Origin of the sequence: Rhizobium sp. 2YAF20 (assembly GCF_052114685.1) — a bacterium.
Taxonomy (GTDB): domain Bacteria; phylum Pseudomonadota; class Alphaproteobacteria; order Rhizobiales; family Rhizobiaceae; genus Rhizobium.
Window position 1 is genome coordinate 29,889 of sequence record NZ_JBFRFF010000006.1, and the last position, 21,342, is coordinate 51,230.

General features: G+C 58.2%; 19 protein-coding genes and 2 tRNA genes. 11 read left to right on the forward strand and 10 right to left on the reverse strand.

Annotation, left to right across the window (positions count from 1 at the left end):
• Positions 1-17 precede the first annotated feature (17 nt).
• From AB4Z52_RS10690 to AB4Z52_RS10710, 5 genes are all read right to left on the reverse strand, one after another.
• Positions 18-491, reverse strand: coding sequence for a DUF1203 domain-containing protein (locus tag AB4Z52_RS10690; protein ID WP_442217894.1), 474 nt, complete (start codon positions 489-491; stop codon positions 18-20).
• A 73-nt stretch (positions 492-564) separates the two neighbouring features.
• The gene (locus AB4Z52_RS10695) at positions 565-1,128 is read right to left on the reverse strand and encodes a GNAT family N-acetyltransferase (protein WP_442217895.1); all 564 of its coding nucleotides are present in this window, start codon (positions 1,126-1,128) and stop codon (positions 565-567) included.
• 4 nt (positions 1,129-1,132) lie between these two features.
• Positions 1,133-1,987 carry a 3-mercaptopyruvate sulfurtransferase gene (gene sseA / locus AB4Z52_RS10700; protein WP_442217896.1) on the reverse strand — a complete coding sequence of 285 codons (855 nt, stop codon included), beginning with the start codon at positions 1,985-1,987 and terminating at the stop codon, positions 1,133-1,135.
• Positions 1,988-2,014: 27 nt separating this feature from the next.
• Complete coding sequence (locus tag AB4Z52_RS10705) at positions 2,015-2,752, reverse strand: alanyl-tRNA editing protein (RefSeq protein ID WP_442217897.1); 738 nt, start codon at positions 2,750-2,752, stop codon at positions 2,015-2,017.
• A gap of 6 nt (positions 2,753-2,758) precedes the next feature.
• Positions 2,759-3,799: a cysteine synthase A gene (locus tag AB4Z52_RS10710; RefSeq protein ID WP_442217898.1), complete on the reverse strand. Its 1,041-nt coding sequence runs from the start codon at positions 3,797-3,799 to the stop codon at positions 2,759-2,761.
• A gap of 272 nt (positions 3,800-4,071) precedes the next feature.
• On the opposite strand from AB4Z52_RS10710, the gene AB4Z52_RS10715 reads away from it, so the two are divergent.
• Positions 4,072-4,899 (forward strand): SDR family NAD(P)-dependent oxidoreductase, encoded by an 828-nt coding sequence (locus AB4Z52_RS10715; RefSeq protein ID WP_442217899.1) that lies wholly within the window; start codon positions 4,072-4,074, stop codon positions 4,897-4,899.
• Positions 4,900-5,138: 239 nt separating this feature from the next.
• Entirely contained in the window at positions 5,139-6,251 is a 1,113-nt protein-coding gene (locus AB4Z52_RS10720) for a sn-glycerol-3-phosphate import ATP-binding protein UgpC (protein WP_442217900.1), read from the forward strand.
• A gap of 147 nt (positions 6,252-6,398) precedes the next feature.
• Here the strand turns inward: AB4Z52_RS10720 and AB4Z52_RS10725 are convergent, their stop codons facing one another.
• From AB4Z52_RS10725 to AB4Z52_RS10735, 3 genes are all read right to left on the reverse strand, one after another.
• On the reverse strand, positions 6,399-7,313 hold the full coding sequence (locus tag AB4Z52_RS10725; RefSeq protein ID WP_442217901.1) for an ABC transporter permease subunit: 915 nt from the start codon (positions 7,311-7,313) through the stop codon (positions 6,399-6,401).
• Between the two features lie 7 nt (positions 7,314-7,320).
• Positions 7,321-8,205 (reverse strand): carbohydrate ABC transporter permease, encoded by an 885-nt coding sequence (locus AB4Z52_RS10730; protein WP_442217902.1) that lies wholly within the window; start codon positions 8,203-8,205, stop codon positions 7,321-7,323.
• A gap of 98 nt (positions 8,206-8,303) precedes the next feature.
• A complete protein-coding gene (locus tag AB4Z52_RS10735; RefSeq protein ID WP_442218085.1) occupies positions 8,304-9,656 on the reverse strand; it encodes an extracellular solute-binding protein in 1,353 nt (450 codons plus the stop codon).
• Between the two features lie 257 nt (positions 9,657-9,913).
• Here AB4Z52_RS10735 and AB4Z52_RS10740 point away from each other — a divergent pair, with 257 nt between their 5' ends.
• The gene (locus tag AB4Z52_RS10740; RefSeq protein ID WP_442217903.1) at positions 9,914-11,458 is read left to right on the forward strand and encodes a putative bifunctional diguanylate cyclase/phosphodiesterase; all 1,545 of its coding nucleotides are present in this window, start codon (positions 9,914-9,916) and stop codon (positions 11,456-11,458) included.
• A gap of 93 nt (positions 11,459-11,551) precedes the next feature.
• On the forward strand, positions 11,552-11,749 hold the full coding sequence (locus AB4Z52_RS10745; RefSeq protein WP_442217904.1) for a hypothetical protein: 198 nt from the start codon (positions 11,552-11,554) through the stop codon (positions 11,747-11,749).
• Between the two features lie 521 nt (positions 11,750-12,270).
• Here the strand turns inward: AB4Z52_RS10745 and AB4Z52_RS10750 are convergent.
• Positions 12,271-12,344, reverse strand: a tRNA-Cys gene (locus AB4Z52_RS10750).
• Between the two features lie 154 nt (positions 12,345-12,498).
• On the reverse strand, positions 12,499-12,813 hold the full coding sequence (locus AB4Z52_RS10755; RefSeq protein WP_442217905.1) for a hypothetical protein: 315 nt from the start codon (positions 12,811-12,813) through the stop codon (positions 12,499-12,501).
• Positions 12,814-12,931: 118 nt separating this feature from the next.
• Between AB4Z52_RS10755 and AB4Z52_RS10760 the strand changes: the two genes are divergently transcribed.
• From AB4Z52_RS10760 to exoR, 7 genes are all read left to right on the forward strand, one after another.
• Positions 12,932-13,006: transfer RNA gene (locus AB4Z52_RS10760), tRNA-Asn, on the forward strand.
• Positions 13,007-13,219: 213 nt separating this feature from the next.
• Positions 13,220-13,891: a protein-L-isoaspartate O-methyltransferase family protein gene (locus tag AB4Z52_RS10765; RefSeq protein WP_442217906.1), complete on the forward strand. Its 672-nt coding sequence runs from the start codon at positions 13,220-13,222 to the stop codon at positions 13,889-13,891.
• Positions 13,892-14,124: 233 nt separating this feature from the next.
• Entirely contained in the window at positions 14,125-15,048 is a 924-nt protein-coding gene (locus AB4Z52_RS10770; RefSeq protein ID WP_442217907.1) for a PopZ family protein, read from the forward strand.
• 137 nt (positions 15,049-15,185) lie between these two features.
• Positions 15,186-18,026, forward strand: coding sequence for a valine--tRNA ligase (locus AB4Z52_RS10775; RefSeq protein WP_442217908.1), 2,841 nt, complete (start codon positions 15,186-15,188; stop codon positions 18,024-18,026).
• A gap of 416 nt (positions 18,027-18,442) precedes the next feature.
• A complete protein-coding gene (locus AB4Z52_RS10780; RefSeq protein WP_442217909.1) occupies positions 18,443-19,723 on the forward strand; it encodes an OmpP1/FadL family transporter in 1,281 nt (426 codons plus the stop codon).
• Positions 19,724-20,051: 328 nt separating this feature from the next.
• Positions 20,052-20,531, forward strand: coding sequence for a hypothetical protein (locus AB4Z52_RS10785; protein ID WP_442217910.1), 480 nt, complete (start codon positions 20,052-20,054; stop codon positions 20,529-20,531).
• Positions 20,524-21,327, forward strand: coding sequence for an exopolysaccharide production regulator ExoR (gene exoR, locus AB4Z52_RS10790; protein ID WP_442217911.1), 804 nt, complete (start codon positions 20,524-20,526; stop codon positions 21,325-21,327). Before AB4Z52_RS10785 ends, exoR begins: the two co-directional genes overlap by 8 nt.
• Positions 21,328-21,342: the final 15 nt, after the last annotated feature.

Genomic DNA, 21,342 nt, shown 5'->3' on the forward strand with positions numbered 1-21,342 from the left:
GGCCGGCCCTTGCTTGTCTAGCTCCTGTCGATCCGGCACTGATAGCAATTGTTGCGGGCCGAGCGGACATGCACATAGGCTATGTCCGGGCGATCAAGCAGTTTGGCCGCATAGGCCGGAATGTCGGATGTGAGCGTTACGGCACCCGTGCCATAGACGATGCGGTCGTTTTCGCCATATCCGCGAACGATGAAATCTTTGCTGCTTGCGATCACCGGCGGCACGATCTCTTCCGCGACGTGGCGCCGGCATGGCGTCTTGTGGAGGAAGATCGGCCCGGTCTCGGCATAGGGCTGAAGATCGGGGAATGGGCGATAGGCAAACACCAGCAGCGGTTCGCCTGCATCGATATTATGAAGACAGTGGCGGCAGGGATTGCCGGACCCGTCGGAGATCATCGTCTCCGGCAGGCGACCATAGGCATCGGCGTCGCCATTCCACAGGGCTTGGGCGTCGGCGTTGGGCATTGCTGAAAAGCGGATGTTCGACATGACAGATCTCCTTTGAGCCTGTCATGAGATGCCGCCTTTTCGGCCTTCGATCCACCCGATTCCTGCGGCCCGCTCAGCTCCGCTTCGCCATCTCCAGCAATTCCTTGTCGCTCAGCGGCCGCACAATGCCGTGCCCGGTGGACACCGGCGAAAATCCGAACATCTGGTAGAGCTGCAGAGCCCTTGGATGGTCCAGCGTGTTGGTCGTTGTAATGACACGGGTCGGGTTGAGCACCCACAGCGCATAGAGCGCCTGAAGCAGGAACCACTTTCCGATGCCAAGGCCGAGCGCATGCTCGATCAGGCCGAAATGGCTGAGCTCGATGGTATCCTCGTCCTCGCGGAAATATTCGAAGAAACCTGCGGGAGCACCGTTGACGTAAAGCACGCTGATATCGGTGCGCTCGTCGTGGAGGATAGCGGCAAGCTTCTCGTCGCTCATCCGCAACCGATCGACCCATTGCCATCGCGCGCCGACCTGACGGTAGAGGTAGCGATAGAACGGCAGGGGAATTTTTGGCGCCCGCATTATCGCGGTCTGGATATTGACGGGAACGTTGAGGCTCGTCTTCGGCGGCGCGGTCATTTCCAGCCGGGTGATTTGCACCTTGAGCGATGTCGATGGTTTCACGGCCATGAGCTTATTCTTTGCCCGTGACGACAGGCGTATCGCTGCGGCTGCCCCACTCGGACCATGAGCCGTCATAAAGCCGGTTGTCCGTATGCCCGAGAGACTCAAGCGCAAGCGTGATGATCGCAGCCGTAATGCCGGAGCCGCAGGTGGTCACGACAGGTTTTTCGAGGTCGATGCCGGCAGCCTCGATCGTCTGCTTGAGTTCGGACAGTGACTTGAATTTGCCATTCGTTGAAAACACGCCCGATGGCAGACTTCTTGCGCCCGGCATATGGCCAGAGCGCATCCCTTCGCGCGGTTCCGGCTCCGCGGCAGCGAAACGCCCGGCGCTTCGCGCATCGGCAATCTGCATGGCGCCGCTCGAGACGATGTCGCGCATGCTGTCGAAAGCGACGACGCGTTTGGCATCAAAGTTCGGCTTGAATTCCGCAGGCGACGGCGTGGGTACGGTCGCCTCCAGCGGCCGGCCTTCGGCCTTCCAGCCGTCGATGCCGCCATCGAGTACCTTGACCTTCTTCGCTCCCATCACCCTGAATAGCCACCAGATGCGGGGCGCCGAGAAGATGCCGGGGCCGTCATAGACGACGATCCGGTCATTCTCGCTAATGCCGAGCTTGCCGACTTCCTCGGCGAAGAACTCGGGCGAGGGGACCATATGCGGCAGATTGGTCGAATGGTCGGAGATCTTGTCGTGATTGAAACGGACCGCGCTGGGGATATGGCCCGCGGCATATTCCTGATCGGCATCGCGCTTCTGCGCCGGCAGGTAATAGGAAGCATCGACGATCTTGAGATCGGGCGCTCCGAGCTCCTGTTGCAGCCAATCGGCCGATACGATGAAACGGCTCTTGTCCGCGGTCATGATATTCCTTCTCCTACTCAGACATGGTCAGGCTTCGTCACCGGGCGATCCGAAGCGGATACGGAACCGGCGGTTCTCCTTGCCCTTCTTTTCGATCTTGGCAATGTATATGGAGCCGACTTCCTGCGTCTCGGACACATGTGTGCCGCCGCAGGGCTGGCTGTCAACGGCCGAGTTTTCGCCGATGCAGACAAGGCTGACACGGCCGAGCCCGACCGGCGGGCGGACATTCTTTGATTTGACCAGCCCCGGATTGGCGGCAAGCTCTTCGTCGGTGATCCACTGCAGGTAGACCGGATGGTTTTCATGGACGAGCGCCATCATCTTTGCCGTCACCTCGTCCTTGTCGATCGTCTCCGACATGTCGAAATCGACGCGACTATCATCCACGCCGACAGCAGCACCGGTGATCGGGTAGGGGCAGACGACGGAAAGCAGATGGCAGGCGGTATGCATCCGCATCAGTTTGTAGCGCCGCTGCCAGTCGATGTGCAGCACGAGTTTCTCGCCCGCTAACGGCTGGACCTCGCCCTCGAGCGGCACGTGAACGATAATATCCTTCGTCATTCCATGCCTGGTCTGGCCAAGCGCGATCTTTGATCCGTCGGAACGCTCCAGGAAGCCGGTATCGCCCGGCTGGCCGCCAGACGTCGCATAGAAGCAGGTCTGGTCGAGTTCTATGCCCCCGTCCTCGTGAATGGCGGTGACGACGGCTTCAGCCGTAGAGAGATAGAAATCGTCGCGATAAAGGGCATTCACCAGCATGGAGGCTCACGTTATATTTTCATAGGGAATGGAAATATCGGGATTGCCGGTCAGCCATGCGGGAACCGGCAGACCTTTCGACTTGAGGAAATCGGGGTTGAAAAGCTTCGATTGATACCGGTTGCCGTAGTCGCAAAGGATCGTCACGATCGTGTGGCCAGGCCCAAGATCGCGGGCAAGCTGGACGGCGCCGGCGATATTGATGCCCGTCGAGCCACCGAGGCAGAGACCCTCGTGCTCCACCAGGTCAAAGACGTAGGGTAAAGCCTCGGCATCCGATATCTGGTAAGCAAAATCGGGCGTGAAGCCCTCGAGGTTGGCGGTGATCCGTCCCTGGCCAATGCCTTCGGTGATCGACGAGCCGGTAGATTTCAGCTCACCGTTCTTATAAAACTCGTAGAGTGCTGCACCCTCGGGGTCGGCAATGCCGATCTTGATGTCCTTGTTGAAAGCGTGAAGGCCCATCGCGGTTCCGGCCAAGGTCCCGCCGGACCCAACGGCGCATATGAAGCCGTCGATCTTGCCGTCTGTATCCTGCCAGATTTCCTTGGCGGTGGTCTCGATATGGGCCTGCCGATTGGCGACATTGTCGAACTGGTTCGCCCAGATCGCGCCATTCGGGTCAGATTTGGCAAGCTGTTCTGCGAGTCGTCCGGAAACCTTCACATAGTTGTTCGGATTCTTGTAGGGAGCAGCGGGAACTTCGACGAGCTCGGCACCGAGAAGCTTCAGTGCGTCCTTCTTCTCCTGGCTCTGCGTCTCCGGGATCACGATGACGGTGCGATAGCCAAGCGCCTTCGCAACCAGCGTCAGGCCGATCCCGGTGTTGCCGGCCGTGCCCTCGACGATAACGCCACCGGGGCGCAATAGACCCTTCCTCTCGGCATCGCGAATGATGTAGAGCGCGGCGCGATCCTTGACCGACTGTCCCGGATTGAGGAACTCAGCCTTGCCGAGGATGGTCGAGCCAGTTGCCTCCGAGGCAGCCTTGAGCTTAATCAGAGGCGTATTGCCGATCGCTTCGAGGACTGTTGGGTGAACGCTCATGGAATCTGCCTTCTGTTGAACCCTAGTGTAGGAACCGCTTTTTCCCTTCACAAGCCAGGGATGACAAGAAAATCTGTTCTCCGCCGCGAACCGGCACGATAAAATTCGTTTTGCTTCCGAAGTAAATGGGTCGCGGTTTCGCTCGCCCAACTCATTGGCGATCCGATCGGCTGAAAGCAGCCACATTCACATGATATTTCGATGGGAAATAAAGCCGGAATAAACTTCCTGGCATCTCTTGCTGTCAGATTATATCCGCAGAGGAGCAAGCTATGCGCGATTTCATTGCCCGTCCCGAACATGGAATAGTCTGGATTTCCGGTGCCAGCTCCGGGATCGGGCGCGCATTGGCACTGAAGCTTGCTGCCGAAGGCTACAAAGTCGCCGCTACCGCCCGCAACCACGAAAAGCTGCTCGAACTCCAGACCGAGGCGCATGGTCTGAGTGGGAGCATCATCGTACTGGACGGCGACGTCACCGATGCAGCCGATATGGAGCACACGGTGGCTGCGATCGAATATCAGCACGGCAGTCTCGCAATGGCGATCCTGAACGCAGGCGTCAACCTGCCGGTCGACGGTGCGCATCTCAAGCATGAGGATTTTGATCGCAGCTTCGCAGTCAATCTGTCGGGCGTCGTCAACTGTCTGATCCCTGCCGTTCGCCACATGAGGATGAAGGGGCAGGGGCAGATCGCCATCGTCGCCTCAGCCACGGGCTACGGCGGCCTACCGACGAGCGCTGCCTATGGCGCAACAAAGGCGGCGCTGATCAACATGGCCGAAAGCCTGAAATTCGATTTCGACAAACTTGGCATCCGCATCCAGATCATCAATCCCGGCTTCGTCGATACTGACGCCACCAGACAAAACCGATTTCCGATGCCCGATCTCGTTTCGCCCGCAGTGGCGGCAGATGAGATTGCCGCGGGGCTGAAATCGCTGGCTTTCGAAATTACCTTTCCAAAGGGCTTCACCTACAAGCTCAAACTCCTCCGGCTGCTGCCCTACAGCCTCTATTTTCGGCTCGTCAGCCGTTTCACCGGCTGGGGAGAAAAGCCGAAGGCGTCCCCCCACACGGCACCACATCCGGCTGAGTAACGGCACGACCATCGCGCGGCAGCGATGATGTCCCCCTGAAACCTTGCATGTTTCCAGCGACTTATGAGTGTATTGCGTCGCCGGATCAACGCTTCGGCGCAAATGGAAATACGCCGCAAGCCGTCCCGACAGTGCCCACGACATTTCGACCCGCGACGCGAGGTTTGGGCGGGTTTGTCACCGTTCTGTAATGCAAATTCGGTAGCTCTCCAGCCAACTGAAAGGCAAGGAAGAACCCCATGGCAGAAATCCGCATCGAGCAGGTCCGCAAGTCCTACGGACACAACAAGGTCGTCCATGGCGTCGACCTCAATTTCCGCTCGGGCGAGTTCGTCGTGATCCTTGGACCATCCGGCTGCGGCAAGTCGACGCTGCTTCGCATGATCGCCGGTCTCGAAGACATTACCAGCGGCGAGATCGTGATCGACGGCAAGGTCGTCAATCAGTTGGAGCCGCGTGAGCGCGGCTGCGCCATGGTCTTCCAGAACTATGCTCTGTATCCGCACATGGATGTGGCCGCCAATATGGGCTACGCGCTGAAGGTTGCCGGCGTGCCCCGCGAGGAGCGCGACCGCCGCATCAAGGAAACCGCTCGCATCGTCGGCCTCGAGGATTTCCTTGACCGCAAGCCGGGCCAGCTGTCGGGCGGCCAGCGCCAACGTGTCGCCATGGGCCGCGCCATCATCCGCGAGCCGAAGGTCTTCCTTTTCGACGAGCCGCTGTCCAACCTCGACGCCAAGCTGCGCGTTCAGATGCGCGTCGAAATCCGCCGCCTGCACAAGCGCCTGTCGGCAACCTCCGTCTTCGTCACCCATGACCAGGTCGAGGCCATGACGCTCGCCGACAAGCTGGTCGTCATGTACAAGGGCAACGTCGAACAGGTCGGCACGCCGCTCGACGTCTACAACAGGCCACGAACGCGCTTCGTCGGGTCGTTCATCGGTTCTCCTGCGATGAACTTCCTGGAGGGAAGTTTTGCAGCCAACGGCACGCATTTCATCTTCGACGGCATTCCGATCGCGATCGATCCGTTAGTCGGCAAGGCAAATGCCGGTAAGCCGGCGGCCCTCGGCATCCGGCCCGAACATGCCCGCATGGTTCCAGCCGGCACGCCGAACAGTGTCCCGGCGACGGTCGATTTCGTCGAGGAGCTCGGTGCCGGCCGGGTCATTCATTCCGATATCAACGGCTCGAATTTCGCGCTTAGCGTCACCGATCACACGTCCGGCGAGACAGGTCAGTCGATCGCCCTGCAATTGCCCCTGGAGCACATCCACTTGTTCTCCAGCGAAACCGGCATCCGCCTTGATACGGCATCCGCCGTTGCGCCAGTGAAAGACCTAGTTTCCTAAAAGCCAGACAGACGTCGCCTCCAAATATTAGCCGCCGGAAGTTCGCTTCGGCGGCTTTTTGCTGCCTGTGCAACAAGGGCCTCAAAACGGCAAATGGCGAACCTTTCGGTCCGCCATTCGGAAGTCAAATCGCGATCGGATTGCGGCTTACTTCTCAGTAGCAATCAAGCCGCGAACGAACCAGCGTTGCATCAGGACGACCACCAGGAGCGGCGGCAGCATGACAATTAGCGTCCCTGCCATCGCGATGTTCCATTCGGGCACGCCGCCAATGTTCGGGATCAACTGCTTGAGTTCCGTCACCGCCGTCGAATGAGACGGATCGGTGGTCACGAGCAGCGGCCAGAGATACTGGTTCCAGGCCCACAGGAACATGATGGTGCCGAGTGCCGCCATATTGGTGCGCGACAGCGGCAGCAGGATATCGACGAAGAAGCGGAGTGCCCCTGCGCCGTCCATGCGGGCAGCCTCGGTCAATTCATCCGGAATGGTCAAGAAGAATTGACGATAGAGGAAGGTTCCGGTCGCCGTTGCGACCAATGGCAGGATGAGGCCGGGATAGGAGTTCAACAGCCCGTAGCTCATGGACACTTGAATACCGGAGACTTTCTCGATTAGCCAGGTGATCCCGGTGACATCGAGGATTGCCTGATAGGGCGTCAGCACGTTCGCGGCGACCGCATAGGTAGGGATGATACGCACTTCGAGCGGCAGCATCAGCGTGATGAAAATCAGCCAGAAGATGACCGTGCGCCCGGGATAGCGGAAATACACGATCGAAAAGGCAGTGAGCGCCGAAACGATCACCTTGCCCGCCGCAACGCCAGTGGCAAAGATCAGGCTGTTCAACAGCTTTGGTCCGAGGTTCGCCTCGGTCCATGCAGTCTTGATATTGTTCCAGAAGTCGCTGCCGGGAATGAGCGGCATGGGCACCTGGTTGACGTCATGCAGGTTATGCGACGAGGCGATCACCACGATCACAAGCGGCCCAACGGCAAGCAGGAAGCCGATGAACAGGATCACATGGGTCGCGAAATTCAAAATGGGTGTGCGTTCGACCATGGTCGCCTCAGTTGTAGTGGACGCGCCGCTCGATGAAGCGGAACTGGAAGATGGTCAGGATGACGATCAGGATCATCAGGATGATGCTCTGTGCCGCTGCACCGGAATAGTCGAGACCCCTGAACCCGTCGAAATAGATCTTGTAGACCATCAGATTGGTTGAATTTGCCGGACCGCCGCTCGTCATGATGTCGACGATGCCGAAGGAATCCTGGAAGCTCTCGGTGATGTTGATGACGAGCAGGAAGAAGATCGTCGGGGTGATCAGCGGAAACTGGATATCCTTGAAGCGCCGGAGTACGCCCGAGCCGTCCATCGCCCCCGCTTCGATCAGCGACCTGGGAATGGACTGGAACGCGGCCAGGAAGAAGATGAAATTGTAGCCGACATACTTCCAAGAAAAGGCGATGATGACGGAAGCCATGGCATCTGCGCCGTCGAGGCCCGGGTCCCAGAAGCCGGGCCACCAATGGTTGACGACGGACATGAAGCCGGCTTCGGGCGCCAGGATGAAGCGGAAAGCCATTGCCAATGCCGGCGCAGCAATGCCGTAGGGCCAGACCAGCACGACGCGGTAGAATTTCGATCCCTTGAGCTGGCGATCCGTCAATGCCGCGAGCACTAGCCCGATCGTCATCGCCAGGCCGGTGCTGATTGCGGCAAAGACCATGCTGCGAACAATCGAATTCCAGTAGTCGGCGCTGCTGAGGAGCAAGCGAAAGTTATCGAGCCCGACCCACGTATTGCCGCCGCCCCAGGGCTGTTGCAGCGTCAGCGACCAATAGACCGCCTGGCCGGCAGGCCAATAGAAGAAGGTAAAGATGAGAAGCAGCTGCGGTACCGCGAAGAGGATACCGATCGTTCCCTTGTTGAATGTCGTACGTTTTTCCATCGCTTCTTCCGGCGGCCTGTCAGGCATCACGCGCCTGACGAAATAACAAAGACGCCGCCCGTCGAGGAAACCCGAGGGCGGCGCGGCTTTATCATCGATCAGGGAAGGGTCTTGCCCTTGTAGGTCGCTTCGAAGCGCTCGAGAACCTGATTGCCGTTGGCAACGAGATTGTCGATGCCCTGCTGCACGGTGACCTTGTTGGAGAAGATCGCCTGCATCTGATTGGCAAATTCGGCGCGGATCTGCGTGAAGTTGCCGAGGCGAATGCCGCGGGTGATCGGCGTCGGCTCGGAGGCCGTCAGGCTGGCGATGGCGACTTCGCGGCCCTTGAAGGGGGCCTTATCGTAGAAGCCCGTCGACTTCATATAGTCGAAGCCAGACTTGGTGACGGGGATATAGCCGGTGTTGGTCGACCAGAACAGAGCGGTCTTCGGGTCGTGGATGAAGTTCAAGAATGCTGCGGCACCCTTGTATTCGGCAGCAGACTTGCCGGAGAGGACCCACAGCGAAGCGCCGCCGACCAGCGAGTTCTTGCGCTCGGTGCCGGCATAGACTGGAAGTTCAGCCACATCCCAGTTCATGCCTGCCTTCTGCGTCTTGGTGACCGAACCGTGGTCGCCGACCGACGTCATGATCATCTGGCAATCGCCCGATGCGAAGGCCTGGACCATGTCCTGGCCGAGATCCTTCGATTTGATCTTGATGAGGCCCTGGTCGTACCAGCCCTTGAGATCGGTGACATATTTAACGAACGAGGTCTTGTTGACGGTCAGACGGGCGTCGAGGCCGTCATAGCCGTTATTCTGGGTGGCGATCGGCTGGTTATGGATCGCGGAAAACTGTTCCATGATCTGCCAACTTTCGAGGCCGCTGATGTTAATCGCCATCGGGCATTCGTAGCCGGCTGTCTTGAGCGCCTTGAGGTCCGCGCCGACATCTTCCCAAGTTTTAGGAGCTTCGGTCTTGCCGATCTTGGCGAAAGCGTCTTTGTTCCAGTAGAGCAGAGCAGTCGAAGAATTGAACGGGAAGGAAAGCAGCTCGCCCTTCGACGTCGCATAGTAGCGGCCTATGCCGGGGAAATAGTCGTTCCAGTCGATCTTGTAACCGTTTTCAGCCATCAGCTTACCGGCCGGATAATAGGCGCCCGAGAGCATCATGGTAGCGGTGCCTGCGTCGTAGACTTGGACAACGGTCGGCTGCTTGCCGGCGCGGAAGGCGGCGATGGTGTTCTGCAGGGCTGCGTCGTAGTTGCCTTGGCTGGTGCAGGCAACCTGATAATCGGTCTGCGAATCGTTGAAGTTTTTGCACATCGTCTGCACGACGCGCTCGAGGTCGCCCGAAAGACCGAACCAGAAATCGAACTTGACGGGCTCAGCTGCAGCCGGCATCGCCAGCGCAAGGCTCATCCCGGCGGCAGCCATTGCTGAAAGGCAACGTCCAGCATTGGGCATACCTTTGAATACATTCAATTTTGGCATAATTTTATCTTCCCTCTTCAAGGCGCATGACCGCAGCCTGCGCAAGCCCGTGGCAGCGGCGTTATAGACAAGCTGTGTGACAGTTTGTTGTGAGGTTTCGCCGTCGCCATCGAGAGCCTCAATGCCCTTGGAAAGCAGCGTCAAAGGCAGCTGTTCTACGGCTCCGCGGGCTGCATTATTTATTTATATATTCTCGGTATAGAGCATGCTGCGGAGCGGAGTGGAAAGGGATGGGCGAATTTTTCCAAAGCAGGGCAGGCAAGCAGCTCTTGATACTATTAGGGGTTGGCGTCGTCCTGTGGATTTTGGGATTCGAATTCCGCTTCCACCGGAACCTGTTGCAGTTCGTGGAGACCTTCCGCAGTGCCGACGCCATCATTCTCGCCGTCAAGATCGCCTGCGCGATGAGCGTCATCTACTCCGCCTTGCGGATCTACGATTTGCGCAAGGAAATGGACCTCAGAACCGCCGCCGAAGCGCGCGCCGACTGGACAGCGACGCACGACCACCTGACGAAGCTCCCAAACCGCTACGCTTTTGAACGCGCGAAGATTTCGACCGAACGCGGGGAAGAACTCGATCCTGCAAGCATCGCGCTATTCTCTGTCGACCTGGATGGCTTCAAGAAAGTAAACGACCTTGTGGGACACAAGGGGGGCGATGCGCTGCTGGTTGAGGTTTCACGGCGGCTCAGTGCTTTTGCCGACCCGTCGAGTGTCTATCGTTTCGGCGGCGATGAATTCATCATCATCGCGCGGGGGTTGACGCTGGCGAAGGAGGCTGCCTTCGCCGGGATGATCATCCAGGCGATCACGCGGCCCATCATGATCGGCAGTTTTGTTGCCGAGGTCGGGGCCAGCGTCGGTTATGCCCGCCTGCCGGATCACGGACAAACGTTGGAGGATGTTGCGCATTGCTCCGATGTCGCCATGTATGAGGCCAAAAGCACCGGCCCGAACCACGCGTTCGCATTCAATCCGTCGATGCAGGATAAGGCGACGGAGCACGCTCGCTTCGAGACCAAACTCCGCTCAGCCATTGAAGCCGGCGTGATCAAGCCGCACTATCAGCCGCTGATCGATCTGCGCACCGGTCAAATTTGTGGATTCGAGGCGCTGGCGCGCTGGACCGATGAGGATGGCCAGAACATTCCGCCGCTGAGTTTTATCGGCGTCGCCGAGGAAACCGGGCTGATCACCGACCTCTTCAAGCAATTGCTCGCACAGGCGTGCCACGACGCCCGGTTTTGGCCTGAGAACGTCATTCTGTCCTTCAACGTGTCACCGGTACAGATGGAAGACCGCCTCCTGGCGTCGAGGATCCTGAGGATTTTGGAGGGCGCGGGGCTTGCGCCGCAGCGACTCGAGATCGAGATCACCGAGAATGCCCTGATTGACGATCCCGACCTTGCAGCCCTAATCATCGACGAACTGCATCAGGCGGGCGTCCAGATCGCACTTGATGATTTCGGCACCGGCTATTCAAGCCTGGCGCAGCTTGCCCGCTACAAGTTCGACAAGATCAAGATCGACAAGAGCTTCGTGGCCACCTATGGCGGCGACGAGCGCCAGGAAAAGATCATCCGGGCCATGCTCGGGCTTGGCCGCAGCCTTAATATCAAGACGACGGCGGAGGGCATAGAGGAGCATAGCCAGCTCGCTTATCTGCTAAGCCATGGCTGCGATATCGGCCAAGGCTACATTTTCGGCAAGGCAATGCCGGCATCCGAAGCGCTGCAGTTTCTCGGTGAGCGCGACGCCATCCTGTCTGCTTAATGAGCAAACGATCACGAAAACGTCACCGGCAGTTAGGGAACCATGTGCCTTAACGTCGCGTTCTAGCTTCGTTAATTCCCATTGAGGTGTAAAATGCGAAACCTATTGCTTGCTTCCGCCGTCGCCGTCTCGACGGTTCTTTCTTTCGGCGCTGCTGCCCAGGCTGACACGATGTACGGCCATACGACGCACTATGACCATCACATGCACAAGCATTGCGTAATGAAGTCTGTCAAACATCGGGATCATCACGGTCACTGGGTCTGGACGAAGCAAAAGGTCTGCCATTGACCGACATTCGCTTGAAGTGATCGATCTTCAGACAAGCTCTGGCCCATCTGGGGCCAGAGAACAGGGTTCAGCCCCGGCGACGGAAGCAACCGCTCTTCATCGGTGTTCTAAAAAAGAGCGACTGCCTATTTATGGTCCCCGCCAGGTGTCTTGGAAAACTTAAAGAGGAAATTTTCCAATGCGAACCAGCCAATAGCCACAAATATTGCGTTAAATTATGAAACGGCAGCAATTATACCAACAGTATTATGCTCCCATAGAGGTTGAGAACCTCAACAACTAGCATCATCTAGTGGCAATAGATTCGATCTATATTTAGATGTTACTTAAATTCGCCATGTCTCAAATAGAGGAAGATTCGTTTCTGTTTCTATTGCTCACGCGGCCTGAATACATTTCAGAATTGCCCTCGGGCATGCCTTTGTCTACCGGTTCGGATGCAGCGAGAAGGCGCGGGTGCAAACTGCCGCGCCTCGATGATATAGGGCGGCTTCAAATCTCTGGAAAGGGTTTGGTATGGTTGGAGGCCTCGCCCGGAATTGAACCGGGGTACGAGGATTTGCAGTCCTCTGCGTCACCACTCCGCCACGAGGCCATCCGTAGTCATAATAAAGGCGAGTGATGGCGGGCGTTTAGAACGGATCGAAAAGGAGCGCAAGAGGTATGTTGGAAAAACGCTTCCGTCGCATTGAAAAAGTCCTGCATCGATCCGATTGCCGGTGAGCAATCATCGCTCGCGCTCGAACTCCTCAAGCCGATTTACGTCGCCGCCTTGCCCACCAGACGCCGGACCGCCGTCGCCAGCGGCGCACGATTGCCACATCCTGGGACAGGACCAGGAGCCCGAGCGGAAACATCCAGAAGCCGAGTATGGGAAGGAAGCCGAGAAAGCCACCGAACAGCAGTGCCACGCCGGTCGATATCCGGGCGATGCGGGATTTCGGAACAGGGATCCTGACGGACCCGAAAACGAGCCTGCCGCTACGATGATCCAGGCCAAAAGTCTTCAGCTTTCCGGGACTTTTCGCTTTGTCGCTTGCAGGAATTCCGGTAGGGTCTGTCATCCACAGGAGATGGTGAGCCGGTCGAATATTGCAAGGCGAAGACAGTTTTTTGAAAAAACCGCTTGGCAAATCGAGAAAGCATTTGTATTAGCCCACTCACGCCGCGACCAAGCGGTGTTCCCTGGTAGCTCAGCGGTAGAGCATTCGACTGTTAATCGACAGGTCGCCGGTTCGAATCCGGCCCGGGGAGCCAGTTTCTTCAGTTTTATACTGACTATATCAAAGAGGTCGATCTCGAGTGATCGGCCTCTTTTTCTTTGGGCTTCATTCACCGCATCCTGAGGCGGCGAGGTGACGTTGCCAATGAATCTCTCCGCGCGTGGCCGCGATGCCTTGAAAGCTTTGGCCCAGGCGACTAAGACACGAAGCACGACAGGCAACCCGGCTTTCCCATGGGGCACAGGACATGATGGATTTCGAAACAGCGCGCGTGAAGATGGTGGAAAACCAGATACGGACGACGGATGTCACGTCCCATTCCGTCTTGAATGCGTTTTTTGCCGTGCCGCGCGAAGCCTTCGTCCCGGAAAAATCGAAGATACTGGCCTATGTCGACAATGATATCGAAATTGCTCACGCGGAAGCCGGCAAGCACGCGCGTTTCCTGATGGAAGCGTCGCCGCTAGCAAAGCTGCTGCAGCTCGCCGCGATCACCCAAGGAGATGTGGCCCTCGAAGTCGGTGCCGGCACCGGCTACACCTCGGCGCTGCTATCCCGGCTTGCCAAATCCGTCGTGGCGCTCGAATGCGACGAAGGCCTTGCTGAAAAAGCAACAAACACCCTGGCGGCGCTTGGCTGCGGCAATGTCATTGTGGTCACCGGCGAGCTCGCAAAAGGATACTCGACCGGCGCGCCCTACGACCTCATCTTCATCAACGGATCGGTCGAGGAAGTACCGGCATCGCTCCTGGATCAGCTCCGCGATGATGGCCGCCTGGTCGTCGTTCGGGGCTATGGCAATTCGGCGCGCGCCACCGTCTTCGTTCGCGAACACGGCGCCTTTTCGGAAAACGTGTTCTTCAATGCCTCCGTCAAGCCGCTTCCGGGCTTTTCGAAGACAAAGGAATTCGTCTTCTGATCGGCGATCGGCGAGTTGTGAATTTGCTTGAGATCGGGCGCTTCTGGCGCCCGTTTCTCGTTTTGCCCGAGTAATCTCCGCGGCCCGCTGGACATCGGCGATAAAACTGTGCATCGCGGCATTATGTTGATTCGCGGTGATTTTTTTCCCCGGGAGAGTATCCTAAGGTGGCGATGATTCGGGTGCCGACGTCAGGGATTCCGGGTGCTGTTTCAAGGATATCGGGGATAAATATGGCTCAGCCAAATGTAGCGCGTGAACCGTCCATGGAAGAGATTCTGGCATCGATCCGCAAGATCATCGAGAGCAACGAGCCGGGCGCCGGCAATGCCATATCGCCATCCTTGCCGCCGGTCTATGCGGCGTCTGACGAGGATGCCAATGATATTCACCTGACCGTGGACGACGAATTGGTTTCCGCCGACTTCGACGAAGCGCCGCCGCGCTTTATCGCTGCCCATTCACAAAGTGCCGCTCGCGAACAGGAAGCGCCGCCGGTCCGCGCAATGTCGCTTGCCGACGTTGCAGCCCGCGTCCGCGCCGCGTCTGATCGCACCGCTGTTCAATCACACCTTTCGCGGGAAGCGCTGCCGCCGCGCGAGTTGCCGCCCGCCATGGCTGCCCGTTTTGCCGAAGCACGGCTGGAGCCGGCGGCCCAGTCGTCGCTTCGTTCTGTCGTCGTTGATGCCTCGCCGGCTGATCCCGCGCCGGCAGCCGCACGGCAGCCCGAGGTGGTCGTTCCCATTCGACCGGTCGAACCAGCGCCTGAGGACAGCCGAGAGGTTGCGAGATACACTCATCCGGTCTCGGAAACCGCAGCCACCGTAGAGCCTATAGCGGCTGCCACGGCTGCGCCGGTGCAACAATCGACGCAGCAAGCCGCTACTACGCCGGCTCAGGAAAACCGCTTTCTGCCGCAGGTTCAGGCAGAGGTGCAGCAGGTTCTTTTGTCGGAAGCAGCAGGCGAACAGATCGCGCGATCGTTCGGCGAGCTTGCTGCTGCGATCGACGGTAGCGAGCGTCGCTCTCTTGATGAGATCGCGCAGGATATGCTGCGCCCGATGCTGCAGGACTGGCTCGACGACAACTTGCCGACCCTGGTCGAGCGTCTCGTCCGTGAGGAGATCGAGCGTGTCGCCCGCGGGCCGCGCCGCTGATTGAATTCGGCCAACAATAGCAGCCGCTCCGCGCCGTGGAGCGGCTTTTTTATTGACTTGCCGACGGCTTTATTGACTTGGTCATACCCATCCTATTTACAACGCTCATCAATACAAATCGGATACTGGCCAGAAAAATGCTCGACAAAACCTATGATTCCACTGCGGTAGAACCCAAGATCGCCAAGAAATGGGATGAGGCCGACGCTTTTCGTGCCGGTGCGAACGCCAAGCCGGGCGCCGAGACCTTCACGATCGTCATTCCGCCGCCGAATGTCACCGGTTCGCTGCATATGGGCCATGCCCTGAACAACACGCTTCAGGACATCATGATCCGTTTCGAGCGCATGCGCGGCAAGGATGTCCTGTGGCAGCCGGGCATGGATCACGCGGGCATCGCAACCCAGATGGTCGTCGAACGTCGGCTTATGGAGCGCCAGCAACATCGTCGCGACATGGGGCGCGACGCCTTCATCGAGAAGGTCTGGGAGTGGAAGGCCGAATCCGGCGGCTTAATCTTCAATCAGCTGAAGCGTCTCGGCGCTTCTTGCGATTGGTCGCGTGAGCGCTTCACCATGGACGACGGATTGTCCGAGGCCGTCCTCGAAGTCTTCGTCAGCCTCTACAAGGAAGGCCTGATCTACAAGGACATGCGCCTCGTCAATTGGGATCCGAAGCTCCTGACCGCGATTTCCGATATCGAAGTCGAGCAGATCGAGGTTAAAGGCAATCTCTGGTATCTGCGCTATCCGCTGGAGCCGGGCGTTACCTATCAGCACCCGATCGCATTCGACGAAGAGAGCAAGGCGAGCGAATGGGAGACCCGCGACTATCTCGTTGTCGCAACGACACGCCCGGAAACCATGTTAGGCGATAGTGGCGTTGCCGTCCATCCGAGCGATGAGCGCTACAAGCTGCTGATTGGCAAGCATGTCATCCTGCCGATCGTCGGGCGCCGGATCCCGATCGTCGCCGACGAATATCCCGACCCGACCGCCGGTACCGGCGCCGTCAAGATGACCCCCGCACACGATTTCAACGACTTCGACGTCGGCAAGCGCCGGGGCCTGCGGGTCATCAACGTGCTTGCGGCGGATGGTTCGATCACCATAAAGGACAATGAGGATTTTCTCGAAGGTCTCGACAATCCCGCAGCGTTGCACGGCGCCTGGGATGAGCTGGAGGGCAAGGACCGGTTCGAGGCGCGAAAGATCATCGTGCGCATCCTCGAAGAGGCCGCTCTCGTCGACAAGATCGAGCCGCACAAGCACATGGTGCCCCATGGCGACCGCGGCGGCGTTCCTATCGAGCCGCGGCTGACGGAGCAATGGTACGTCGATGCCAAGACCATGGCCGAACCGGCCATTGCGTCGGTCCGCGACGGCCGCACTAGGTTTGTGCCGAAGAACTGGGACAAGACCTATTACGAATGGATGGAGAATATCCAGCCCTGGTGCATTTCGCGCCAGCTATGGTGGGGTCATCAGATTCCGGCATGGTATGGGCCTGATGGCCAGGTCTTCGTCGAAAAGACCGAGGAAGAGGCCCTCCAGGCGGCGATCCAGCATTACCTCTCGCACGAAGGCCCGATGAAGGCCTACGTCGAGGAACTGCTGGAGAACTTCAAGCCGGGCGAGATTCTCACCCGCGACGAAGATGTGCTCGACACCTGGTTTTCCTCTGCGCTCTGGCCGTTTTCCACGCTTGGCTGGCCGGAGGAGACGCCGGAGCTTGCCCGCTACTACCCGACGAATGTCCTGGTCACGGGTTTCGACATTATCTTCTTCTGGGTCGCCCGTATGATGATGATGGGGCTGCATTTCATGAAGGATGAAAACGGCGATCCCGTCGAACCATTCGGCACCGTCTATATCCACGCACTCGTGCGCGACAAGAACGGTCAGAAGATGTCGAAGTCGAAGGGCAACGTCATCGATCCGATCGAGCTGATCGACCAATATGGTGCGGACTCGCTGCGCTTCACGCTGGCCATCATGGCTGCCCAGGGACGTGACGTGAAGCTCGATCCGGCGCGGGTCGCCGGCTACCGCAATTTCGGCACCAAGCTCTGGAACGCGACGCGCTTTGCCGAGATGAACGGCGTGAAGAGCGATCCACATTTTGTGCCAGAGGCGGCCGAGCTTACGATCAACCGCTGGATCTTGACCGAGCTTGCCCGCACCGAGCGCGATGTCACCGAGGCGCTGGAAGCCTATCGCTTCAACGATGCCGCCGGCGCCCTCTATCGCTTCGTCTGGAACCAGTTCTGTGACTGGTATCTCGAGCTTTTGAAGCCTGTCTTCATCGGAGATGACGAGGACGGCAAGGCTGAGGCGCAAGCCTGCAGCGCCTATGTGCTGGAAGAGATCTACAAGCTGCTGCATCCGTTCATGCCATTCATGACCGAGGAGCTTTGGGAACATACGGCCGGTGAGGGTGCTGTTCGCGACGGACTGGTCTGCCACGCGCAGTGGCCATCGCCATCCTATGCCGACGATGTTGCCGCTGACGAAATCAACTGGCTGATCGATCTGGTCTCGGGTATTCGCTCGGTCCGCTCGGAAATGAACGTACCACCGGCTGCCACAGCGCCATTGGTGTTTATCGGCGCGAACAGCGTGACGCGAGAACGCCTTTACCGCCATGATGCGGCAATCAAGCGGCTGGCGCGCGTCGAAGCTGTCTCGCTGGCTGACACAGCTCCCAAGGCCGCCGCGCAGATCGTCGTCGCAGAGGCAACCGTCTGCCTGCCGCTCGGCAGCCTGATCGATCTCGATGCGGAAAAGAGCCGGCTGGAAAAGGCGATCGCCAAATCCGAGTCCGAGATCGCGCGTATCGTCGGCAAGCTGTCGAACGAGAAGTTCGTGGCGAATGCCAATCCGGATGTCGTCTCCGCAGAGCGTGATCGTCTCGAGGAGCTGGAAAGTCAGCTCTCTAGTCTGCAGGTTGCGCTTTCAAGGGTCAGCGAAGTGGGCTGACAGTCCACGGTCATTTGATGGGATCAAAAGGCATGCCAGGCGAGACCTGGCGTGCCTTTTTTGCGTTTTCGCGGCCGTTTGAACCCTTCCGTAGGTGAGAATCAGCTGCGACTGACGCCTCTCCAGTTTCGCCATGGCCCGTATATTACCCCTAAATGGCTAGGGGTTTTGTAAATCCAAACTGTTGTCAGTTTGTAACAATTGGCCAAGATGGTAGAATAGACTTCTATAATTTACTTATATTTGCGAATAAAAAGGTAAAAATGTTTAAATATTGCTCTCATTTTGCCTGCAAATCATTTTTTTACGTAAGTCGGTCATTATGTCGCAGAGCAGCAGGGGGTAGGCAGCAGATTGCCAAACTGAGTGAGCGCCTTAAGACGGGCTCCAAAGAATACAAAAACGGGGGAAGTGGCATGGGAAATCGTATCGTTTGGAGAGGCGCCTTGGCGCTTGCCGCCTATTCGGCGATCACAAACGTCGCCTTCGCAGGCGGGATCGAACGCAACGGCTATAACATCGATCGGCTGTTCGACACATCACGTTATGTCATCGATGGCGGCGTCACCTATGTCATGCCGGACCGCAAACTGAAGAATGTGAAGGACGTCAATCCGAAAAACGGCAATCTCAACCTCACTCGTCCAGACAGCGCCGATGACACGACGAACTATGCGGTCCCATATTTCAGTGCCAAGATTGGCATCACCGACGACGTTGACTGCATGTTCGACTACTCGGAGCCGTTCGGCGCCCATACCGATCCCGGCCTGAACTGGGCAGGCGCCAACTACGACGTCGAACAGAAGATCAGAACCCACAATTACGGCGCAACATGCTCTTACAAATTTGATGCGGGTCCAGGCCAGTTACGCCTGATCGGCGGCGGCTTCTATCAGGATGTGACGGGCTACAAGGAGCAGCTCGTAACGGTGCTTCCGGCGTCGCTGTCTAGTCTTTACGATGGAACGGGCAAGCTCAACGTGAGCGATCATGGCTGGGGTTGGCGCGCCGGTGCCGCTTACGAAATTCCGGAATATGCTTTCCGCGCCAGCCTCCTCTACAATAGCCAGGTGAAATACGACAATCTCTCCGGAACGGTGGATTTGACCCAGGTGCCGCATATCGCCGGCATTCCTGCCTTGTCAAACCCGGCGCTCGGCGTGGTGACGCCGGTTTACGGCTCGGCTACGGCGCCCGATTCGATCGAATTGAAGTTGCAGACCGGCATCGCGCCCGACTGGCTCGCATTCGGCTCGGTCAAGTGGACCAATTGGAGCGTCCTGCAGAGCGTCGCCTTCTGCCCGAAATCGACCCGCGGCAAAGTTTCGTGCAGCCCTGGAAGTTCTGTTGAACTGACCTCTCTTGATCTCCTCTATCGCGACGGCTGGACCATCAATGGCGGCATTGGCCATAAGTTCAATGACCAATGGAGCGGCGCTATCAGCTTGACCTGGGACGAAGGGACAAGCCAGGGCTACGGCACGCAGACGGATGTCTGGACGCTTGGCGCCGGCGTCTCTTACGCCCCGACGCAGCATGTCGAGTTTACGCTGGCCGGCGCGCTGGGGCTCATGACCAGCGGTCACTCCGGTACCGTCGTGTCGAACGGCGTCACCTATGGCAACGATGCGACCTACAGCTTCGGCAACGACGTCGTCGCAGCGCTCTCCACCTCGATGAAGGTGAAGTTCTAAGCAAACGCCGCCTGCACGACCGTGTCCGGGCGGCGAAAGCTTGTGCGAGCGCATTTGCCGGAGCCCGCTTCGCGGCTTGTCCGGTATTCGCCCGTCTTGACGCCAGATTCTCCCCAGTAATGCTCGTCGCAGGCCGCCGAATATACTCGGTTGCTCGTGCAAGCTTGCCCATATCGCATGCTTTCTTTGTGCTGAATCAGCAACACTCTTTTGCAACTGTTTGCGCCTCATTGCGGCGGTCCCAATTTGTCCATTTCCCGCCACAAAGAGAGCGCAGCGATACATCCGGGCTTGGGGTGAGCCACAGAAGAAAGTGCTTAAAACGTAAATGGTTCAGTTTTCACTTGTGCAGAACGAGCATTCCGGTGTCGGGGCAAACATTGCTCCCTTGGCGCCGAAAAATGGCTGTTGGCAAGGAAAACCCGGCGACCGGCAGGCTGCATCATCGCTTCTTCCGACAATCCGAATGGACGCAAGCGGCGCTTTTGGGCCGATGCGTCATGACGTGATTGCTGGTTTGGACACAATTTCCAGCTACGCTCGGAAATGTGGCGCCTGGCATTTTTTCGGCGCGATGCGATGGACGAGACGTGTGCAATCGATCGCCGATCTACCCGTGGCGATTGGTGGCGAAAGACAATACGAACCTCTCCTTGGAGAGGCATGGGCCGGGGGCAAGGTACGGGTTTCCTTTAATGGAACCCATGGTGGTTTGCCGGGCTGGGGGGAATACGTCGGGAAGCGGGGCGGTGCAGGGGGCATCGTCGCAAATCCGGATGAAGCGAAAGAAATTGGCTGCTATGCTTAAGTCCGAGTTCATATCAGTGAGAATTATGCTTCTGGGCATGTCGCTTGCCGTTTCTGCAGCGCTTGCGTCGCCCGCCGCTGCGTTCGACATCAACGCTGGCGTTACCAAGGAATCGGGGCCCTTCGACCTCTTCAAGTTCGGCTTCAAGGCCTATAAGAACGGCCAGAAGGAAGAGGCCATCGAGGCCTACAAATACGCCGCGGAAAAGGGCCACACGGGCTCGCGCTGGGCGCTTGCCAACATGTATGCCGACGGAGACGGCGTTGCTCAGAATGATTTCGAGGCTTTCAAGATCTATAGCGAGATCGCCCAGCAGGGTGTCGAGCCCGGTTCCGAAGACACCGGTTTCTTCATCAATGCATTGCTGGCGCTGGCAAGCTATTACAAGAGCGGCATTCCCAACACGCCTGTCAAAACCGACCTCAGCCAGGCGCGCCAGCTCTATTTCCAGGTTGCATCGACTTTCGGCATTCCAGAGGCGCAATTCCAGCTTGCGCGGATGATGCTCGATGGGGAGGGCGGGACACCAAACGTGCAGCAGGCTAAGAAGTGGCTGAACCAGGCGCGCAAGAGCGGCCATCCCGGCGCCATGTCCATCTTCGGCAATATTCTCTTCCAGGAAGGGCAGTCAGTACGCGGGCTTGCCTTTATGACGGCAGCGCTTGACAAGTGCAAGCCGAAGGATTGTTCGTGGATGCAGGATTTGCAGGAGCAGGCGTTCTCAATCGCAAACGAGAACGATCGACGGGTAGCGGTCTCCATGGCCCACCAACTCGATGTTGCCGGCGCGGAATAAGGTCGGCTTTCTAGC